This is a genomic window from Lacinutrix algicola, assembly GCF_001418085.1.
GTDB classification, from domain to species: domain Bacteria; phylum Bacteroidota; class Bacteroidia; order Flavobacteriales; family Flavobacteriaceae; genus Lacinutrix; species Lacinutrix algicola.
On sequence record NZ_LIQH01000040.1, the window covers coordinates 62920 to 83035 of the forward strand.

16 protein-coding genes and 1 pseudogene are annotated in these 20116 nt (G+C 29.0%); 4 read left to right on the forward strand and 13 right to left on the reverse strand.

Features of this window, described 5'->3' with window-relative positions; genetic code table 11:
* The first annotated feature begins 102 nt into the window (after window positions 1–102).
* The gene (locus tag ASC41_RS13290; protein WP_055437144.1) at window positions 103–1224 is read left to right on the forward strand and encodes a DEAD/DEAH box helicase; all 1122 of its coding nucleotides are present in this window, start codon (window positions 103–105) and stop codon (window positions 1222–1224) included.
* Between the two features lie 5 nt (window positions 1225–1229).
* The gene (locus tag ASC41_RS13295) at window positions 1230–2462 is read left to right on the forward strand and encodes a class I SAM-dependent rRNA methyltransferase (RefSeq protein WP_055437145.1); all 1233 of its coding nucleotides are present in this window, start codon (window positions 1230–1232) and stop codon (window positions 2460–2462) included.
* Window positions 2463–2667: 205 nt separating this feature from the next.
* Here the strand turns inward: ASC41_RS13295 and hpf are convergent, their stop codons facing one another.
* The 10 genes from hpf to ASC41_RS13345 all read right to left on the reverse strand — a co-directional run bounded on the left by hpf (window position 2668) and on the right by ASC41_RS13345 (window position 15620).
* Window positions 2668–2970 carry a ribosome hibernation-promoting factor, HPF/YfiA family gene (gene hpf / locus ASC41_RS13300; RefSeq protein ID WP_055437146.1) on the reverse strand — a complete coding sequence of 101 codons (303 nt, stop codon included), beginning with the start codon at window positions 2968–2970 and terminating at the stop codon, window positions 2668–2670.
* A gap of 833 nt (window positions 2971–3803) precedes the next feature.
* A complete protein-coding gene (locus tag ASC41_RS13305; RefSeq protein ID WP_152971477.1) occupies window positions 3804–4196 on the reverse strand; it encodes a hypothetical protein in 393 nt (130 codons plus the stop codon).
* A 97-nt stretch (window positions 4197–4293) separates the two neighbouring features.
* Entirely contained in the window at window positions 4294–5082 is a 789-nt protein-coding gene (locus ASC41_RS13310; protein ID WP_055437148.1) for a competence protein CoiA, read from the reverse strand.
* Window positions 5083–5384: 302 nt separating this feature from the next.
* Entirely contained in the window at window positions 5385–6110 is a 726-nt protein-coding gene (locus ASC41_RS13315; protein ID WP_055437149.1) for a hypothetical protein, read from the reverse strand.
* Window positions 6091–7377 (reverse strand): dGTP triphosphohydrolase, encoded by a 1287-nt coding sequence (gene dgt / locus ASC41_RS13320; protein ID WP_206542928.1) that lies wholly within the window; start codon window positions 7375–7377, stop codon window positions 6091–6093. The genes ASC41_RS13315 and dgt overlap by 20 nt, the downstream gene beginning before the upstream one ends.
* Before the next feature lie 110 nt (window positions 7378–7487).
* Window positions 7488–8123, reverse strand: a complete 636-nt coding sequence (locus ASC41_RS13325) for a hypothetical protein (RefSeq protein WP_055437151.1) — start codon at window positions 8121–8123, stop codon at window positions 7488–7490.
* Window positions 8124–8125: 2 nt separating this feature from the next.
* Window positions 8126–11041 (reverse strand): HsdM family class I SAM-dependent methyltransferase, encoded by a 2916-nt coding sequence (locus tag ASC41_RS13330; RefSeq protein ID WP_055437152.1) that lies wholly within the window; start codon window positions 11039–11041, stop codon window positions 8126–8128.
* A gap of 693 nt (window positions 11042–11734) precedes the next feature.
* Window positions 11735–12334, reverse strand: a complete 600-nt coding sequence (locus tag ASC41_RS13335; protein ID WP_055437153.1) for a DUF6642 family protein — start codon at window positions 12332–12334, stop codon at window positions 11735–11737.
* A 146-nt stretch (window positions 12335–12480) separates the two neighbouring features.
* Window positions 12481–14802 (reverse strand): tail fiber domain-containing protein, encoded by a 2322-nt coding sequence (locus ASC41_RS13340; protein ID WP_055437154.1) that lies wholly within the window; start codon window positions 14800–14802, stop codon window positions 12481–12483.
* 518 nt (window positions 14803–15320) lie between these two features.
* Complete coding sequence (locus ASC41_RS13345) at window positions 15321–15620, reverse strand: hypothetical protein (protein WP_055437155.1); 300 nt, start codon at window positions 15618–15620, stop codon at window positions 15321–15323.
* Window positions 15621–16265: 645 nt separating this feature from the next.
* On the opposite strand from ASC41_RS13345, the gene ASC41_RS13350 reads away from it, so the two are divergent.
* Window positions 16266–17432, forward strand: coding sequence for an MFS transporter (locus ASC41_RS13350; RefSeq protein WP_055437156.1), 1167 nt, complete (start codon window positions 16266–16268; stop codon window positions 17430–17432).
* A gap of 102 nt (window positions 17433–17534) precedes the next feature.
* Window positions 17535–18047 (forward strand): annotated as a pseudogene (locus ASC41_RS13355) (Na+/H+ antiporter NhaC family protein); the annotation flags it as partial.
* 70 nt (window positions 18048–18117) lie between these two features.
* Here ASC41_RS13355 and ASC41_RS13360 read toward each other — a convergent pair.
* The 3 genes from ASC41_RS13360 to ASC41_RS13370 all read right to left on the reverse strand — a co-directional run bounded on the left by ASC41_RS13360 (window position 18118) and on the right by ASC41_RS13370 (window position 20116).
* Window positions 18118–18711, reverse strand: coding sequence for a DUF6515 family protein (locus ASC41_RS13360; RefSeq protein ID WP_055437157.1), 594 nt, complete (start codon window positions 18709–18711; stop codon window positions 18118–18120).
* Between the two features lie 238 nt (window positions 18712–18949).
* Complete coding sequence (locus ASC41_RS13365) at window positions 18950–19249, reverse strand: hypothetical protein (RefSeq protein ID WP_055437158.1); 300 nt, start codon at window positions 19247–19249, stop codon at window positions 18950–18952.
* Window positions 19250–19378: 129 nt separating this feature from the next.
* A complete protein-coding gene (locus ASC41_RS13370; RefSeq protein ID WP_206542929.1) occupies window positions 19379–20116 on the reverse strand; it encodes a LytR/AlgR family response regulator transcription factor in 738 nt (245 codons plus the stop codon).

Sequence of the window (20116 nt, forward strand, 5' to 3'; positions counted from 1 at the left end):
AAACAAGTCTTAAGTTGGCAGTACTTCTCGTTTGTAATTACTTTTATAATTAAAACCTAAGTTTTTGCAACGCAATAACAAACAAAATAACAACAAACACCAATGAGTACTTTTAAAGATTTAGGATTACATAACGACTATATAAAATCGCTTAAAGAATTAGGAATTAAAACGCCTACAGCCATTCAAGAGCAAGCAATACCAGTATTAATTAAATCTAAAGTAGATTTTATTGGTTTAGCACAAACAGGAACAGGTAAAACTGCTGCCTATGGTTTACCAGCATTACATAAAGTAGATCCAAGTAAAAGAGCTGTACAAGCACTAATTATTGCGCCAACACGCGAATTGGTTCAGCAAATAAAAAAGCAATTGTTTAAATTCACTAAATACAACAGCAAAAAGATTTTTGTTGAAGGCGTTTATGGAGGCGAAAAAATAGACATTCAGATTAGCAACTTACAACGTCCAACGCACATTATTGTTGCTACTCCTGGTCGTTTGGTAGATTTATTAGATAGAAATATTATAAATTTAACGCATATAAACACACTTATTTTAGACGAAGCAGACGAGATGCTAAGTATGGGCTTTAAAAAGGATTTAAACACCATTTTAGATGCGACTACTAAAAGTGCTCGTAATACATGGTTGTTTTCTGCAACAATGCCTGCTGAGTTAAAAAACATCGTATCGCGCTACATTGCTAAAGATGCTGCTCGTGTAGAAATTGATCGCGAAAGTATTGTAAATGCTAATATTTCTCATCATTATGTGAAATCGTCTATTGTAGACAAAGCGCATACAGTTATGCGTTTATTAGAAGATAGAGAAGAGGAGCGTGGTATTATTTTTTGTAGAACAAAAGCAGGTACACAATCTTTAAAACAACAATTACAAAAGGAAGGTTTTAATGTAGATGCGCTAGAAGGTGATATGACGCAGAAAGAGCGTGACAAAGTAATGCGTGCGTTTAAGAATACTAATTTACAAATATTAATATCTACAGATGTTTCTGCTCGTGGAATAGACGTTAACAACTTGGCTTTTATTATCCACCACCAGTTGCCAGAACATATAGAATATTACACACATAGAAGTGGACGTACTGCCAGAGCAGGAAAAAAAGGACAATCTATTGCGTTAATTCTACCAAGCGAACTTAACAAAATTGCAGACGTAGAAAAGACTTTAGGCATTAAAATTAAGGAACTTACGCTATAATTACTATGTCGCAGTTTACTAAAAGTATCACTTCAAGTTACACGCCTAAACGACTAGCAACCAAGCTAAACGCTAATGGAGAACGATTTGTTTTACAAGGTCATCCTTGGCTGTTTAGTGATAATATTACTAAAATTAACGACGATGCTAAAAGTGGTGACTTAGCTATCATCTTCGGAAAAAATAAAAACAAAGTTATTGGTCTTGGTTTATATGATGGTAATTCGCCTATTCGTATAAAAATGTTACACAGTGGAAATACTGCTGCAACTATAAATGCTGAGTTTTTCAATACTAAAATTGAAGAAGCTTTTGCTAAACGCCAATCTTTATTACAAACAAACACCAACAGTTACCGATTATTATTTGGTGAAAACGATGGGTTCCCTGGACTAATTGCAGATGTTTATGCACATGTATTAGTGGTTAAGATATATTCTGAAATATGGCTTCCATATTTAGAATCTATTTTAGAAAGCTTACAGGCTGTTTCTAAGGCTAAAACAATAGTAATTAGGCTTAGCCGAAGCATGGAACAATCTAAATTACACAAACTCCAAAATGGAGAAGTTGTTTATGGTGTTTTAGAAAACGAAGTTGTTGAGTTTGTAGAGCATGATGTTAACTTCTCGGCAAATGTTATTAAAGGTCATAAAACAGGTTACTTTTTAGATCATAGAGCCAATAGAAAACAAGTAGGTGAGTGGAGTAAAGGAAAAACAGTATTAGATGTTTTTAGCTATGCTGGTGGTTTTTCGGTTCATGCTTTGGCAAACGGAGCAAAAGAGGTTACTAGTTTAGATATTAGTAAGCAGGCCTTAGAAATTGCTGTTTTAAATGGTAAGTTAAATCCATATTCTGGAACGCATAAAACTATTGCAGACGATGCTTTTGCTGCTATGAAGCAAATGATTAAAAACAAACAAACCTTTGATGTTGTTGTTATAGATCCTCCAAGTTTTGCAAAACAACAAAGTGAAATTGAATTAGCCAAAAAGAAATATGCGCAATTAGCACAATTAGGAGTAAAGCTTACTGCTAAAAAAGGCTTATTGGTTTTAGCTTCGTGTTCTTCGCGAGTGTTAGCAGATTCTTTTTTCGATATTAATACTCAGGTTTTAAATGAAAGTAGTAGAACTTCTGAATGTATATTAAAAACACATCATGATAGCGATCATCCTATTGGTTTTCCAGAAGGAGCGTATTTAAAGTGTGGTTATTATAGATTTGAAGGTTAGTTGGTACTTTTAAACATAGAAATTTAAGTTTTTACTATTGCTTTGTTTCGGCTCTTGTCTTATTTTAAGAGGAAAATGAATTCTGGTTTCTCTAAAGAAATCAGAAGAAAGAGCAGTGATTAGTACTTTTTTTATCTTTAAACTCTTAAGCATAAAAAAAGCCACTCGTTAAAGTGGCTTAAATCAATTTTTATAACATTCTGTATTAGTGCGTTTGCATTGCACCTTTTCGTTTTTCTAATTGCCTCTCAACCGCTGTAATAGCTTCTGATGCACTTTTATGGAAAGAATCGCTTGTTGTTTCAGCAAACAATCTTGGTCCGGGAGCACTAAGTCTAATAGAGGTCTTCATCTTAGAGTTTCTAGTTGAAGTGTTCTCTGTTTTAAAAAAAATATCTGCTCGTACTATAAATTCATATTTATTAAATAGTTTTTCTAGTTTTCCTTTTACGTAAGTTTCCAATTCTGGGCTAGCAGTCACGCCATCGTATTCATAGTTCACTGTCATATGTTAATGTTTTAAGTTGTACTTAAATATACGAAAAACTTAAATATAGATTGACTTTTTAACCAAAAATTGTGAATTTAATCTAAGCCATTGAGAATGATTCACTTGTTATTATCTTTTGTGTTTTTAAGCTAAAATGCTATAATTAATTTAATAGCAATGGATAAACCAATTTTGGGACTTACACAAACATTCCAGTTTAAAACCTCACGGCAATGTTACAGACATTAATAGTTATTAAACAATTATATAAAAATAGAGTAAGGTTTAAAATATTCTATTTTACATAATATTAATTATAATACAAATCACATGTTATAGAATTTGGTAGTTATAATTCAATATTATGTAAAATATCCCAGATTGTCTTGTTTTCATAAGAAACGTTTGTAGTCGGGTCTTTAAACATTCGTTACAAGTCTATTGAAGCTTTGTCATAACTTTCATATTCTGTACAATTGCTCAGCATTTTTTAAATAAACGATTTACGAGAATGTTCAGAACTACTAAGTTGTATTATAATTAGTCGTTATGTAAAATTGCCACTGCAATTGCGCTCGATTGCTTTTTTAAAATAATTATGCTTTCGCATTAATTTTTTAAAACACAATTTCCAACCGCATTGCCAGCGCCAAAAAAAAAGCTAGTTTTTAGATGTTATCATAATTCTCGTAGCTGGATGTTTATAGGTAATATTTTTTTCTACGTGATTCTCGTAAGCTTTCCACAAGAGCTTAAATTTTAGAAAATAAAAATTCTAAGCACTTGTTCTATTTATAATTCCAATTTAACTTTTCTTAGATTCTATTTTACATAATGTTTAGAACTAACAATTAAAGATTGTCAATCATATTCTCTAAAGCATATTTACTTAATTCTGGAATTGCATTTGTAAACACACTAATTTCCCAATTAGATAAATGCGTTAACATTACGTCATTACTAATAAATATAGCATTTGGATTTAAAAATACTGTTGATGGAATTAGATATAAAACTTTCGCTTCGCTCTCAATTAAAAGAACTAAACCAATTAATAGATTTTCTTTTAGTTCGCCTAAATCTTGTTTTGGAACCTTTATACTTCTTTCTGTACCAAAGTCTATAGATTTATAGAATAGTTGATACTGTCTGCCATTTTTAGACTCTATTTTAAAGCCTACTGCTTCTCTCCCACTTTCATTGTCTGAAACTTTAATTTGAGCTTTTAAAAGCTCTGATTTCATAAATTTTAATACGGTTTCATTTACAGTATTCATAGATAACAAGATACATTTTTATACTTTATTTTCTTTTTTCTTGATAAAAAAAGAAACAAAAAAATCATGACTGCATATTATTTTCACCAATTGCTTTTCCAATGAAATAAGCCTTATCAATTCTTCTTACACAGTAGAGTCCTTCACTGTCATATTTCATTAACTTCCATAAGACTTCACCTCCAAAATCAATAAATACATCAGTTTTGGAACTAAACCAAACATCTCGTCTTTTTACCCAATCAAATAAATGATGACCAATATAAGATTCTTCAACTTCATTCTTTATCTCACTATAATCATGAAATCTAAGTAGTATTATTTCATCAGTGCTACTTTTCCAATCTGGGTTTTCTGAATATTTATAGAAGCCTCGACCTAAGTGGTCTTTCTTTGTAGATTTAAATGCAATATCTATAAAAGTCTTATCCCTAGGGTTTGGAAGTTCACCAAGAATATGGAAGTTATTTACAAATTTTTCACCATTAACAATCCACAACATTCTTTTATAAAATTTTTCTCTAGATTTAAGTTCTTCAGTTGACATTGGAGAATTTTGAATTTCTATTACAAAATCTTTATCTGTTTTTATGTCTGCAATATGTTTCTCACCAGATATTTTGTCATATTGAATGACTTCTTGCCATTCAATTGGAAAGTAAGATTTCCACTTTCGATGCCACTCAGTTTCATTTTCCCACCAATTATCGCAATGTTCAAGAGTTTTATGCGCCCAATGGTGGATTATTTTTGAACCACATTTAGCAACAGTTTCTTGATTACAACATATACAAATTCCTTTACCTTTTGGAAACGCTTCAACCCTATTACCATTAACAATTGAGAACTTCATGCTTGTTTTTTTACCTTAATTTAGTCAGAATACAATTATATTAATACTTTTATTTAGAATAATTTTTTCAATCAAATTTTTAATGTTTTATTATCTTTTTTTCTTGATAAAAAAAGAAACAAAAAAATCATGACTGCATATAATTTTGGAAACAATTACGGCTCGTTACGCTATATTTTAGGAAACATTGTAACTTATTAAGATTGCTTTGAAATTCGTTGTTTATTTATAACTGTTAAGAAGCTTTATTACTAAACCCCTAAAATATGTACGCTTCACTCACCTATTGTTTTACCAAAATTTTATGAGGTCGAATTAAAATCCTCATTCAAGTTTTGTAATCTATCATCAATTTCAACGTTTTTATACAATATTTCTCCAAAATGTTTTTTTTGAACAGAAGAATAATCCTTATCAATTCTAGAATGAATTTTTTTTATGGTCTCACTTAATTTTTTTGAGAATTTCAAATTGTATTTGTCAGAATAATAAAATGAATTTACTACGCATAAGTGGTAATTTGCATTAGGGATATATACAACGTCCATTTTTTTGTCTCTTAAAAATCGGAGAAAATGTTTCGTGTAAATAAATTCTTTCTTGTTTATCGAATAAATTATCGCAGAAAAATTAAAAAAAGCAGTATTTGGTAGATACTTATCTAAATCAAAATTTAATATTGTTTGATGATGATTAATAGCCCAAGTCTTATCCATTCTCCATATATCGACTTCCATCCTATTAATCATTACTTTATAACCACCAAAACTATTAATCCTATATTCATATTTTTCTAATAATGATTGGATTCCTTCATCCGATTCAATAACAATATCCACATCTCTTATTGTAGAATTTTTAAGAAAATAATTCCTAATTATTCCACTAAACAAGAATACGTTTGTTGTTTGTGATAATAATTCAATAAAATTAAACACATCAGTATCTATGACCTCTTCTAAAAAATGATAAAAGGGTTTTTCTTTAGATTCTATTAATTCCTTTATTTTAGATAATTTTCTGGCCACTTAATTTTTGAAAATGATTTAATGCAAATTGATCTGTCATTCCTGAAACGAAATCTACAATTATTCTAAGTTTAAAATAGTCATTTAAGTCATCAAATTTGGTAACATTATTCTCTAATAATGATGCTTTTATTAAGCTAGAGGATATCATACCTAATGCTCTTCTCTTATAATGTTTGTTTCTAATAAATATACAATCAATATAGTAGTCTAATAGACCTGAAAGAACAGAGTGACCAGTAAGTTCTAATTGTTGAATTTCTCTTTTCAAAAAAATATTATTATAACAAAAATCAGAAAGAGTATCTGCTAAACCACTTTCATCATCATTAATGAGTTCTTTATCATATTCTCCTTTACAAATTTTATTTAAATTTTTAACATAATTGCTAATTGCTAACTTAACTAATTCAGAGATTAAAAAGATTCTTAGCTTTACCATTCTAGTTATTCCTTTTCCATCTTCATCTATTTTAGATAGTTCTTCTAATTTTTCTTTTAATATATCAATACCCTTTAATTTGCTTTTAACAAATTCAAATGAATACCATCCTTTATTAAACCCATCTTCTATATCCATTACCAAATAACAAATAGAATCTGCTGCTTCCATTAAAAATGATAATGGATGTCTCATATAGGAATCTCCTTTTTTCAATCCACAATTCTCTCCAATTTTCTGAAGATAATCGATTTCAGATTGAAAAACACCTCTTTTACTTGTACTAATAGTGCTTTCATCTATTTTGCCAAAATTCGGATATTTTAAAAATGCTCCCAATGTGGCATATGTCAAATTTAAACCCGCTTCATCATTTAAAATCTGCAATTTAGTTAAGACACGAAAACCTTGAGCGTTCCCATCAAATAATTCAAAATCCTCCTTTTGTTCTGGAGATAAATCGAAAGTGTGTTTTTTATCCTTAAAAAGAGTTTGAAAATAATTAGCAATTACTGTTTCACCAAAATGACCGAATGGTGGATTTCCAATATCATGAACTAAACAAGAGTTTTTTAGAATTACTGGTATAGTTCTATGTATTTGTTCTTTATCAAGTCCTGTTTTTTCTAAAAATTCTTTTTCTTCACATATTCTTAAACCAAGTGAGTGTCCTATAGCCATAACTTCCATAGAATGGGTAAGTCTAGAATGGATATTATCATCCATTGTAAGTGGAAAAACCTGAGTTTTATCGTGCATTCTTCTAGTTGCTGGGCTAAAAATAACTCTTCCGAAATCGCTTTCAAATTCATTCCTAGGATCCATTTCAGTATTTCTTGTTGAAGTTCTTAATCTATTATGATTTAAATATTCTTTCCAATTCATATTATAAATGTTTTTAAAATATTAGTTTTTTATAATTTCAAAAATTAAATTTAAGAGTCAATGTTGGTTGTTAAATCAATCCAAAAATGATGCATCGTGAAAAATCCTTCTACTTCACATTCAAATTTATGTTTAGAACGAAATGTATTTGTATGGTTATCATTTAATTCTAAAACTGTATCGTTATTCCATTTTTCTTTTATTTTATTACATATTTTTTTATGCCAAAAATCAATAGATTTTTTTTCTATATATCCTATTAATCCGAACTGAGCGTTTGGATGAGGAATTCCATGATTACCTATTTTATATCTCTCAATTCCTCCAGATTCTTTACCAGAAGTACTTAATCCGGAAACATATTCTTCATCTTCTATTTTACCATATTTTGGTAACCTTTTACCTTCCACAAAAAAAACTCTAGTGTTCTCTTCATCATTTAGATAGAAATAAATATCTTCTTTAGTATTTTTATTTTTTTTTATATGTTCAGTAGAAGAACCAATCCAAAATTTTTCGTTCGTAGTGCCCAAGATATTAAACTCTTCTGCTAACTTTTGATTTTTATAATTCTCATTTTGAATTATATTAATCTTTTTCCTCTTGTTTAAAACTCCTTCTGCAATTATTCCTAAAACAATATTTATATAATATTCTTTTTTCGAGGTTATAAAATCAAACTCCATAATTAATAACCGTTTGTTAATAAATCCGCTTTAACATTTTCTGCATCTCTAAAACCGATACTTCTAGTCCAAAATTTCAGCTTATTTGGCTTAATAAAACTTATTTTATTTTTCTCTCCATAAAATGTAATTACTCTATTTATTAGAAGTCCCTGTTTAGATAAGTCATCCTTAATAATTTTCTCATATATTAATTTACATTTATTGTTAAACGATGTTTGTACTGACAATTTATCATTACCATGCTCGAATGTTAACCAAACAAAATCATCACTTAGAATCCTTCTAATAGGTCTAAATTTATATTCCTTTTCTTCATATACATAATTTAAAATCTCACAAAAAGCAAACTCATACATCTCTATTTCTGAAATATTAAGAGTATTATTTATTGACCCAGTACTTTTAAAGATGTTTTCTCCAATAAGGTTTATATCTTCGAAGACAGCACGTTCAATATCACTTTGCTTTTTAAACGGTTTTGGATAACCTTTTGAATCAACATCAATTGGTAACTCTAATATATCATTTGCGTCTATAGTAAATCCTCCAGCTTGTTGAACATATACTTTTGGAGATTTTATCTTCATCAAAGTCATATATAAATCTCTATTAGCCTTAAAAGTTTTCACGAATGACTTCATCATTATTTCATCATTACCTTTTAGACCTAATACTCCTGGATAAAAGTGAAAAATTTCAGTATTATATACTATTGGAAGTTTATGTCCTATGTTTAGCCTAATAAGTATATTAGGCGGATTGTTTGATACTTTCTTTTTGTTTTCACGTTTATAAGTGTCTTCAGAAATTAAATCTATCATATCTGAATTAATAAAATCACTAACAAATTCTGTACTATCTAAAATATACTTTCCATTAAGGTTAATTTGCCTTTCTGAGTTTTTATCACTCCTTAAGCCAGTAGATGGATTCCATTTGTTTTCTTTTAGAAATTCTCTTATGTTTAAATATTCAGAATACTTTTTATTATAAAGTTGAATTTTACTTCCACCTAAAAGGTTTCCTTTCCAAACAGTATCATTTTTGAGTGCTACTGATTTATCTACAATATATCTATCATATTTATTAATTGTAAATCTTATTGCTCCTTTTTCATTAGCAATAGTGTTTCTAATTATAATATGTTCAATTGAATGATTTGTAGAAGTAGAATTATCAATTCTTATTGCAACGGTTGCTATCTTAGTTTTTCCCCATAGATGGTTTTTTAAAGGAGTAAAATCGTAGATTTTTTTCACATTCCAATTTTTAAATAAAGTGCTTCTAAATATTGAAGAAGTTGGCATATACAACAATGTTGAAGATGGCATTATCATAAATAAATTACCAGAATCTGGCTTTAATAATTTATCTAACGATTCATATAAAAATGCCAAAGCTGGATTTTTGTATGGAAAAGAAACGTTTTTGTTATTAATATCTAAATATTTTTCTTTTTTATAATCATGTTCCAAACCACTTGAGATGTTTTCTTTATTTATATCATCTCCAATGTTAAAAGGCGGATTTCCAACGACTATATTAAATTTATTTCTATGTTGCCTTTTCCATTTAAAAAAACCTATTTGTTCTAGATTACCTTCTTTTTCTAAATCTAAAAAAGTTAAGGAATCCCAAATTTCTTTTGGTTTTATATGACTAGTTAATTCTATTTGCAAAGAGGTTGCTGTTATAGATAGCGCATCGGAATTAATATCTACACCATAGATGCAATTTTTTAAAATGGATTTGATTGAATTAATATCTTCTATACCTTTAATTCTTCTTTTCTTATTTGAAAAAAGCCAAAGTGTAATTAACCTTTTATATGCTAAAACCAAGAAAATACCAGAACCACATGAAGGGTCTAAAATTTTAAAATCGTTAAAATCTATTTCTTTATCTATTGGTAATAATTCGTCAATTAATAATCTAGCCAGATGTGGTGGAGTATAAAAAGAACCTGTATCTTTTTGTGTGCTATCTACAGAAACGACAAACCTTTCGTATAAACGGCTTATAAATTCTATTGGGAGTAAATTAAAATCATAGTATTTCCAAATTGCAATTTGACCTCCTATATCTTTATCTCCATCAAGTGCTAATGCAACTAAATTGAAATCTGCATTTGAAATTTCTTTCAAATCTTCATCGTTAGAAATATTAAAAATCCCTCCTTGAAATTTTCTATTTAACTCATTCAGTAAATCTATAACACTTCCGTCTCTAAGAACATCGCAAAAGCTATATGATTCTTTATTATCATTATTATTGATAAAAGAGTTAAAATATTTTTCTTTAAAAACACTTCCTCCATTATCATCAGTCTGTTCTTCTAGATATTTTATCAAAATGAATTTTACTAATAATCTTTTTAATAATCTATCATTACATCCTATTTGAGTTTTTTTATCTAATATTTCCTTTTCAATATGGTCTAAAAGTTTTTGGTAAGGAGATACACTTACATAGTTTTCAGTTTGATTTTCAATTATTCGACCTTCAAATATCTGCTTTCTTAATTCTAAGTCAATATTAGTAAGAACGTCAATTATATTTGGTTTATATTTTTTGGTTATTGGTTTTCTTGTATCTATAATTTTTATTTCAAGATCAGAGACAATTATTGCTAAAGAAATTTCTCCTAGTGTCCATATCTGTTTGTTAATTTTAGTTAATTCTCGATGATGCTCCTGACTAACACCTCTTTCATCAAAAATATAGATATATGGGATTAACTCATTTTCTAACTGACTTTTTAAGCAATAAATATAATCTGCATTAACAGATTTTGCTTGAATCTTGAAATATTCTATTTTTTTATTTTCAGATTTATCTGATATTTTAAATAGATACGAAGCGTATTCTTCTAATAATAAGTGGTCTGTAATTGGGATTTTAGCTTCTGCGGTCATTTGGTTTGAAAGGCAATCAAAGTTTATGTCAAATTTAAACAATATATGGAAATATTTCCATTTAAAAACCATTCCACACACATTCCACTACTCTCCTATCGTCGTTTCGTAAAAAGAGTGTTCCATTAACATTGTAGAGAAACATTTTGAGAAGAAAAAAATAAGAAAATATAGTAATTTAACTTCGCTTTTGCCAAAGCAAAGTTACATAACGCAGAACATTATAGTACATTTTATAACAATTAGCGAAATAGCGCATTTCAGCGATATTTTACATACTATTGTATATAATGATCCTGTGGATGATTATATACAATACAATGAGATGCACTAATCTTAATTAATGAATAATGTATACAAGCTAATTGTGGCTTCGTTAGAATACTTTTAGTTCTGTAACTATAATTCTCTATTCTGTAAAATATCTCACAGTGTTTATAGTTTCATTATAATACTTTGAACTTGGGTCATTATTTCATATAATTTTGGAAACAATTACGGCTCGTTACGCTATATTTTAGACTATTTAGCGTTAAGAAAATGTACCCAGGGCAATTGGGTTTGTGAGCCAATATAAATAGAAAAACTACTTCTTAAAAAGAAACTGTTTTCAATATAGAAAAACCTGAAGCTTTAAATTGTTTAAAAAATGCTTTAAATTTTATATTCAAATATATGAAAAGAAAACTTCGTTTAATAATACAATCTGAAATCAAGTAGCTTACACATTTTATAATGTTTTTGATGTAACTCTTCCACAACATCCAACATATTATCATCTTCATTAAATAAGTTAAAAAATGCCATATCAAGATTTGAGCTGGTTAATCCGTTAAACGCATTTCCGTATCCAGAAATACCTTTTGCTCCAGTAACATCCAAAAAATACTGTGCTTCTTCTGCATCTAAATCTAGAACTTTAGCATTTGAAAAATGTAAAATTTTACCTTCTAATCGTCCTTCAAAAATTTCTGCAATTTCTTGTAAACTATAGTAATAATCATTTAAACAAATACTATTAGCTTCTCCAGTAATAACTAAGTAAATGAGTTCGTAATCTTTAAAATTATGATCGTCTAAAACCAATGCATTTAGGCTATCTTCTAATCCTTCAATAGTATCACATGTTTTATAAATGCTAGCTACACTATATTGCGTGATTAATTGTTCTAATTTATTCTGTGCTTCAGTAACAGTATCTATTTCTATATCTTCTACCGCTTCTAAACAGAATATAAAATAATCTGTATCTATTAATTGTTTTTGTGGTAATTGTTCTCTTTTATCTAACAAATTTCAGGATTTATGCAAAATATTAAAACACAAAATTACTATAAATCTTTTATTTTTTTTGATGATTTTTTATAAAACAGATAGATACGATAAACAATTTTGAAGATTGAAATATCATCAGGCAAAAGGTGAAGAAATAACGTTTATTATTTTTTATTTAATAATAAGTTTTTAATTTCTTTTATCTCGTTTTCTATTGCTTGCTGCTTTAATTTTAAAGCTTCATTTTCTGACTTTAACAATTGAATTTCTTCATCTTGTTCTTGAATAGCTTTTACCATTGGAGCCATTAAATCGTTATATCTTACGCTTAACATACCTTCGGTATCCTCAGTAATAATTCCATTTGCTTTTGAGCTGCTGTTTTTTAGAGTTTCTTTTAATTCTTGAGCTATAAAACCATATTCAAGCTTATTGCTTTTATCGTTATTTCTTAAATAGGAAACAGGACGTAGTTTTTTAATAAAATTTAATCCTAAATCTGAATCTTCAATAGTGTTTTTCCACCTTTTGTCGGAAGTAATTGTCCATGCTACTTGCACTCCTGCATATGTTATTGCTGTACCACCAATTCTTACTTGGTTATTTGCTGTGGGATCTGGCACTGAAGATAAATAACCTATAGCTGTATTATTACTACCTGTGGTTACATTATCCAAGGCTCTATATCCAACACTTGTATTGTTGTTACCCGTTAATAGGGATTTAGAAGATTGATAACCCATTGCTGTATTATAGTTTCCAGAAGCGTTTTCGGATAAAGCACTAGACCCGGACGCTGTATTACCAGTTCCTTCTGTATTCTTATTTAATGAAGAACTACCTAAGCTTACATTATAACGACCATGTGTATTAGCAAAAGCTGCGTTATGACCAATAGCTACATTACTAATTCCATCTATATTACTACTTAAAGAACTTTGGCCCATAGCAGTATTATAATTACCTGAAATATTATTTAACAATGCGTTTCGACCATTTGCAGTATTACTTAGTCCTATGGTATTATGTTGTAGAGACCTATATCCAGTCGAAGTATTACTAGATCCAGAATTGTTATTTTGTAATACATTTACTCCTATAGCAGTATTATCAGATCCGTCTGAATTAGATTGAAGTGCTTGGGTACCTATTGCTGTATTATTATTTCCTGAAATATTACTATAAAGAGAATGCGTACCTACACCGGTATTTCCTCCTCCTCCAATATTACTATAAAGAGCATTAGATCCTACAGCAGTAACATTATAACCTGTTGTATTAGATTTAAGCGCATTATAACCATTAGCTGTATTATAATTAGCCGTATTAGTAGCTAAGGCATTTGCTCCAGTTGCAGTATTATAATGTCCATTATTAGCTGAAAGCGATAAAGTACCAACAGCCGTATTACTTTTTCCACCAGTATTAACAAGTAAGGCATTTTCTCCAAATGCCGTGTTATTACTAGCACTTACATTTGCGTTAAGTGCGTTTGCTCCCATTGCTGTATTATGAGCACCTGTAGTATTTGCATATAATGCGTTTGCTCCTACAGCAGTATTGTTATTTGCTGAAGTATTAGAATATAGAGCATTTGTACCTACAGCGGTATTGTAATCTCCAGAAACATTATAAGTTAGAGACTCTGAACCATTTGCTGTATTATGCGTTCCTGTTTTATTAGCAAAAAGTGAAAACATACCACTGGCCGTATTATTAGTTCCTGTTGTGTTTTCTGTTAAAGACTGTGTACCTAATGCTGTATTGTTAGTTCCTGTACTATTTTTATTAAGTGATAAACCTCCAACAGCTGTATTATTACTTCCTATTGTATTATTTGCTAAGGAAAATGTACCAATAGCAGTATTACTACCTCCTGTGGTATTACCTACCAAAGCACCATTACCATTTGCAGTGTTACTACTACCAGTTGAATTTGATAATAATGCATCATGACCTAAAGCCACATTATTACTTCCTGTGGTATTATATCTCAATGCATTAACTCCAACACTTACATTGTTAGAACCTGTTGTATTACTAGAAAAAGCATTTACACCAAAGCCAACATTATTGCTTTCTAAAATACCAGCTAAGCTATTATTACGTTTAAAAACAACATTTTCATCGTCTGTAGTACCAATAAAGTTTACTGTATCATCTGTTCCTAGATTACCCAAAAGATTCCAATTATTATCCATAGCTTTTGAAGTTGCTATTTTTAACCACTCTGTTCCACTCCAATAAAAATAACCAGGAGTTAAATCTCCAACAGTAACTATATTATAGATTAATAAACTTATTTCAGGAGATACTATTGTACTAGTGTCTGTAGATGAAGACAATTCTATTCTTGGTATTAGTACACCCTTATTTGTACTTGAAACATCCAACATTGCAGATGAGTTTGGTGTAACCGTATTAATTCCTACTTGAGCAAAAGAATTAAGTGTACAAAAAAATAATAGAATGGTTAATATTTTCATTAATAGCAATTTTTGTTTTAATTTCTTGCGAAATTAATGCATTAATATTGCAGGTTATCGGACATAATCAGCACTTCATATATTTTAACAGTTTTTTCTTTTTTATTTTGGGAAACCTAAATTGCACTATAAAATGTAAGTAACTAATAAATAACGGCTTATAAAATTGAATATTATTCTACTTAAAAAGTTATAAAATTAAATTGCATTTTACTTTCATAACAAAGCTTTTTTCAAATACATAAAAGTGTAATCATTCTAATATTATTATTTATAGACTATTATAATTAAAATAACTATTGTAGTTTGTAAAAAAAGAAAGTGAGGATAATTATAAAAACTATCCTCACTTTCTACTACTAACCAACTAAATCTTAATTCATTTCTATTATACGTCTACCTACTAGATTGTTTTAACGATAACTCCTTACCTACTTTATAAAAATCCTTAGTTTTTGTAACCAAAAAAAAGGTATACAATTATGTACACCTTATTTATAGCCTATTTAAAAAGAATATTATTTTAATAAACCCAATAAACCTGTTAATTCAGTAAGATTTAAACTTGAGTTACTATCTGTATCTAAAACACTAAAGTTGTCTGACACAGTACCAATAGCTTCAGTAGAACTAATAGCTTCATCTTTGTTAGTATCTAATAAGCTAAAAAGACTAGAGATTTGTTGTACTGTAGAGTTAGAACTTAGTGAACTTAATAATGTTGCTGCACTTGCAATGTTTGATGTATTTACATTCTTAACGCCATTACAACTAAATAAACTCACTGTAATTACTAATGTTAATGCTATTTTTTTCATAATTTTTATCTGTTTTATTTTCATGTTACTGTAAAGGTAGCAACGCTTCTAAATATTCTACTAAAGAATAGACGTGCGCTACATAGTAATCGATTAAATACATGATTTTATAGACGAAACAATAAATAATGTGTTTGTTTATAAAGAGTTGTTATTTACAAATAACAGAAAAAAGCAGGTTTATACTGCTCAGAAACCGTGATACATTGGTTATTAATAATAATCTGACTACGCTCAATAACTTCAATATTTTTTTAAAGCATAATAAAAGAGCGACGCACACGTAAATATTGAGTTTTTGGTAACTCTTCTTGCAAAGACTTTAAGCTCGTAAAGGTTATAATAGGCTTCGGATTAAAACTACTACTACTCTCCTTTTTTCATTTTATTAATTCAAACCAAGCATGTACGTTATTTGCAGCAGCAAGAAGCTTAGCGTAATCAAAAGGCTTCAATATATTAACTATACAAATGTTCTGATTTTATCGATTGTAATTCTTAATTTATAAAACAGAGAACGCAACTCAATTTCGGAATAAAGAGAACTAAAATTATATCAATTAATTAAGCCTTTAATCACTTATACCTTTTTATAGTTTAATACCTTTGACAGCTAAATTCAAAAGTATTATTAAGTTTTAAAATATGAGTAAAAGTTTATCCAATTCCGTACTCTATTTAATGAGTATATCTGCTGGACTTGTTGTTGCAAACCTCTATTACAACCAACCACTTTTACACCAAATGGTTGTAGAATTTGGTGTTAGTGAATCTGCCGTAAGTAATGTGCCTTTAGCAACACAACTGGGTTATGCTTTTGGTTTATTATTTATTGTTCCTTTAGGAGATAAAATTTCCAACAAAAAAATACTACAGTTTGATTTTGCTTTAATGATAGTGTCACTAATTGCGGCATCATTATCAAGTACTTTATATCTTTTAATTATAAGTAGCTTTTTTATAGGTTTTTCGTCAGCCTTACCACAACTATTTGTACCAATGGTTGCTCAATTATCGGACGATAAAGGTCGAGGACGTGCCTTAGGTATCGTAATGAGTGGGTTGCTAATTGGGATTCTTGGAAGTCGTGTAATAAGTGGTGTTATAGGAAAATGGTTTGGGTGGCGCTTTATGTTTTCTGCTGCAACGGTATTAATGGTATTACTGTTTGTTTTACTTCAATATAAATTACCAAAAATTAAACCTAATTATAAAGGAAGTTACGGAAGTTTATTAAAATCGATAGGTCATTATTTTAAAACAGAACCTTCGTTACGATTGGCTGCTTTACGAGGTGGACTTGGTTTTGCCGGATTAAGTGTCTTTTGGACCACCTTTGTTTTTTTAATGGAAGACCATTTTAATTACGATAGTGATATTGCTGGTGCTTTTGGTGTTTTTGGTATTGTTGGAGCACTTGGAGCAACTGTTGTAGGTAAAATGAATGATAAATATACTAGAAAGAGTATGATTATCTTCTCTACCATATTATTAATGATTTCTTGGGTCATTTTCCTTTTTTCAGGATATTCTTTAATTGGTTTAGCCTTAGGTGTAATTATAGTAGATTTAGGCATGCAAGTATTACATATTACCAACCAAGTTACTATTTTTTCTAAGAATCCAGAAGCTAGAAACCGAGTGAATACGGTTTATATGGTCGGCTTTTTTATTGGTGGTGCTTTTGGTACTTTTTTAGGCGCTTATGCGTGGCAACATTTTGGTTGGCAGGGTGTTTCTATTTTAGGTCTTTTAATAGCTATGAGTATTTTAATCGTTCAATTTATTTATGGTCCAAAAAACAAATCATAAAAAAAGACTAACTGTTTACTTATTAAGTACACAAAAACAATTTCCTTTTCGAGGTTTCATAATAAAAAAAACACCTCATAACTTCAGGTTTATTAATTAGAATTAATTTATCGCGATTGTACAATTATTGAATCTACCAAAATAGCTTACTCTGGTTTTACAAGTATGACCGAAATTTTCTTACTTTCTTTATTAACAGGTGGTTTAGCTACATTAGTCTCTAAAAACGGAGGGATTGAGTATATTTTAATCAAAATAAAAACATTGATTAAAAGTAAAACGTCTGCACAATTTGGTATTGCATCATTGGTTAGCGCCATTAATTTAGCTATTGCAAATAACACCGTATCCTTTATTATTGCTGGTCCAATTGCAAAAACAATAAATGACGAGTATGATTTAGATAATCAAAAAACAGCTTCTATATTAGATATCTTTACTTGTATCACCCAAGGACTGTTGCCTTATGGAGCACAAGTTTTAATGATTTTAAGTTTCACAAATGGTAAAATTAATTACTTAGATTTAGTATCTAATACGTGGTATTTAGTACTGCTTTTAATTTACACGCTATTATTTATTAGTTTTAAACCATTGCGTTTACAAAAGCAATAAACTACTATAACTAAAAAGGAGGATAACCCTAAGATTATCCTCCCTTACCACTAATCAACCAAACCAATTCTTAATTCATTTCAATAATACCAACAACCTCGTATGCTCTAGTACCATCATATTGTATTTTTTCGTATAAAATATTAGAATACTCGTAAAAAGTATCACCATTTATAACCACTTTCTCGTAATCTTCAGGAAGCTCATATACTATCGTACCAACTTCAGGATCTACAACTTCATATTCGTTATTTATTTGTGTGTAAAATATGCCATTCGCATTATAATAGTTATGATTATTAAAACGGACAAGCTTATAATTTGTAGGTAATACTTTTATTTTAAACCCAACCTTTGGTGCGATAACAATATAACGTTCTCTAGACTGTGTATAAAATTTATTATTTGCATAATAGTAATCTTGTCCTTTATGCTTAACAATTGTTCTATTGGGTACTGTTCTAACAGATACTACTTTTCGTTTTTGTGTTTTATAAGTTACTTTATTACTTGATATTTTTTTATTGCTTTTAGTTGCAACAGTACGTTTTGTTGTTTTTACAATTTTAACATTTTTATCTCGCTTTGTTTGTGCTGATACTTGTATGGTTAATGCTAACAAAAATGCTACTGGTAGTATGTATATTTTAATAAGTGATTTCATAATTAATTGTATTAAGGTTAAACTAAATTTCAATACTAAGACTCTATATTGCTTCTATAGTTTAAAGATACAGAGATAAAACCCTAATAAAAAAGCAAATAGACCAATACCAAAATTGTATCGACCAATACAATGTTTTTATAGATTGAATACTATTAACTCATACAATTATTAAATATATCGCATAAAAAAGGTATACTAGTTAAAGCATACCTTTATTTTAGACTAAAAAATAAAATTATTTTAATAAAGCCAATAAACCTGTTAATTCGGTAAGGTTTAAACTAGAATTGCTATCTGTATCTAATACATTAAAGTTTTCTGCTACAGAACCTATTGCTTCAGTTGAGCTAATTGCTTCATCTTTATTAGAATCTAATAAACTAAATAGGCTAGAAATTTGTTGAACAGTTGAATTTGAGCTTAATGAACTTAACAAAGTTGCTGCGTTTGCTACAGAAGATGTGTTTACATTTTTTACACTGTCACAACTAAACATAGTTGCTGTTAAGGCCAATGATAATAGAATTTTTTTCATAATATAAGTTTGATTTTTTATTATGATGCAAAAGTACTATGCTATTCTTGCGCAAAAAAAGAGAATAGATAAACTAGATGTATTTATCTACTATTTAGAAGAATGTATAGATGAAACTAAAACAAGGATTTATAACGAATTATTATTCACAAAAGCCAAGAATTTAGGTTTGTATTGTTCTGAAACTGTGATGCGTTGTTTATTAATAATAATCTGGCTACGCTCGATAACATCTATATTATCTAGCGCAACTATAAACGAACGATGCACACGCATAAATTGATGTTCTGGAAGTTCGGCTTCTAAAGATTTTAAACTCATTAAAGTTAAAATAGGTTTCTGGTTATCTTTAAGCCATATTTTAATATAATCTTTTAGTCCTTCAAAATACAAAACATCAGCTAATTTTATACGTAACTGTTTATATTCGGATTTTACAAAAAGGAATTCTTTTTCCTCCGAAACCATGTTTTGTGTCTTTTGTTCTTTCCCATTTAGCAATTCAAACCAAATATTGGCTTTGTTTGCTGCAGCAAGAAACTCGGCATAATCAAAAGGTTTTAAAAGATAATCTAATGCTTCTACCTTAAAACCTTCAAGCGCATATTGATCGAATGCAGTTGTAAAAATCACACGAGTTTCTTTAGGTAACATTCTTGAAAATTCAATACCTGTTAAATCTGGCATTTGTATATCTAAAAACAATAAATCTACAGGTTCTTTTTTTATAAATTCCATGGCTTCAATAGCACTACTACACTTCTTCTTTAGTTCTAGAAAAGGTGTTTTTTCAACATAACTTTCTACTAAATTCAGTGCCATAGGCTCATCATCTACAACAATACATGTTATTTTTATATTATTCAT

Coding starts and splice junctions, on each gene's coding strand:
- ASC41_RS13305 (WP_152971477.1), bottom strand. CDS start 4,196: ATGAAATCAGAGCTTTTAAAAGCTCAAATTAAAGTTTCAGACAATGAA.
- ASC41_RS13325 (WP_055437151.1), bottom strand. CDS start 8,123: ATGGAGTTTGATTTTATAACCTCGAAAAAAGAATATTATATAAATATT.
- hpf (WP_055437146.1), bottom strand. CDS start 2,970: ATGACAGTGAACTATGAATACGATGGCGTGACTGCTAGCCCAGAATTG.
- ASC41_RS13340 (WP_055437154.1), bottom strand. CDS start 14,802: ATGAAAATATTAACCATTCTATTATTTTTTTGTACACTTAATTCTTTT.
- ASC41_RS13360 (WP_055437157.1), bottom strand. CDS start 18,711: ATGAAATCACTTATTAAAATATACATACTACCAGTAGCATTTTTGTTA.
- ASC41_RS13295 (WP_055437145.1), top strand. CDS start 1,230: ATGTCGCAGTTTACTAAAAGTATCACTTCAAGTTACACGCCTAAACGA.
- ASC41_RS13345 (WP_055437155.1), bottom strand. CDS start 15,620: ATGAAAAAAATAGCATTAACATTAGTAATTACAGTGAGTTTATTTAGT.
- ASC41_RS13365 (WP_055437158.1), bottom strand. CDS start 19,249: ATGAAAAAAATTCTATTATCATTGGCCTTAACAGCAACTATGTTTAGT.
- ASC41_RS13350 (WP_055437156.1), top strand. CDS start 16,266: ATGAGTAAAAGTTTATCCAATTCCGTACTCTATTTAATGAGTATATCT.
- ASC41_RS13370 (WP_206542929.1), bottom strand. CDS start 20,116: ATGAATAATATAAAAATAACATGTATTGTTGTAGATGATGAGCCTATG.
- ASC41_RS13330 (WP_055437152.1), bottom strand. CDS start 11,041: ATGACCGCAGAAGCTAAAATCCCAATTACAGACCACTTATTATTAGAA.
- dgt (WP_206542928.1), bottom strand. CDS start 7,377: ATGGATCCTAGGAATGAATTTGAAAGCGATTTCGGAAGAGTTATTTTT.
- ASC41_RS13290 (WP_055437144.1), top strand. CDS start 103: ATGAGTACTTTTAAAGATTTAGGATTACATAACGACTATATAAAATCG.
- ASC41_RS13310 (WP_055437148.1), bottom strand. CDS start 5,082: ATGAAGTTCTCAATTGTTAATGGTAATAGGGTTGAAGCGTTTCCAAAA.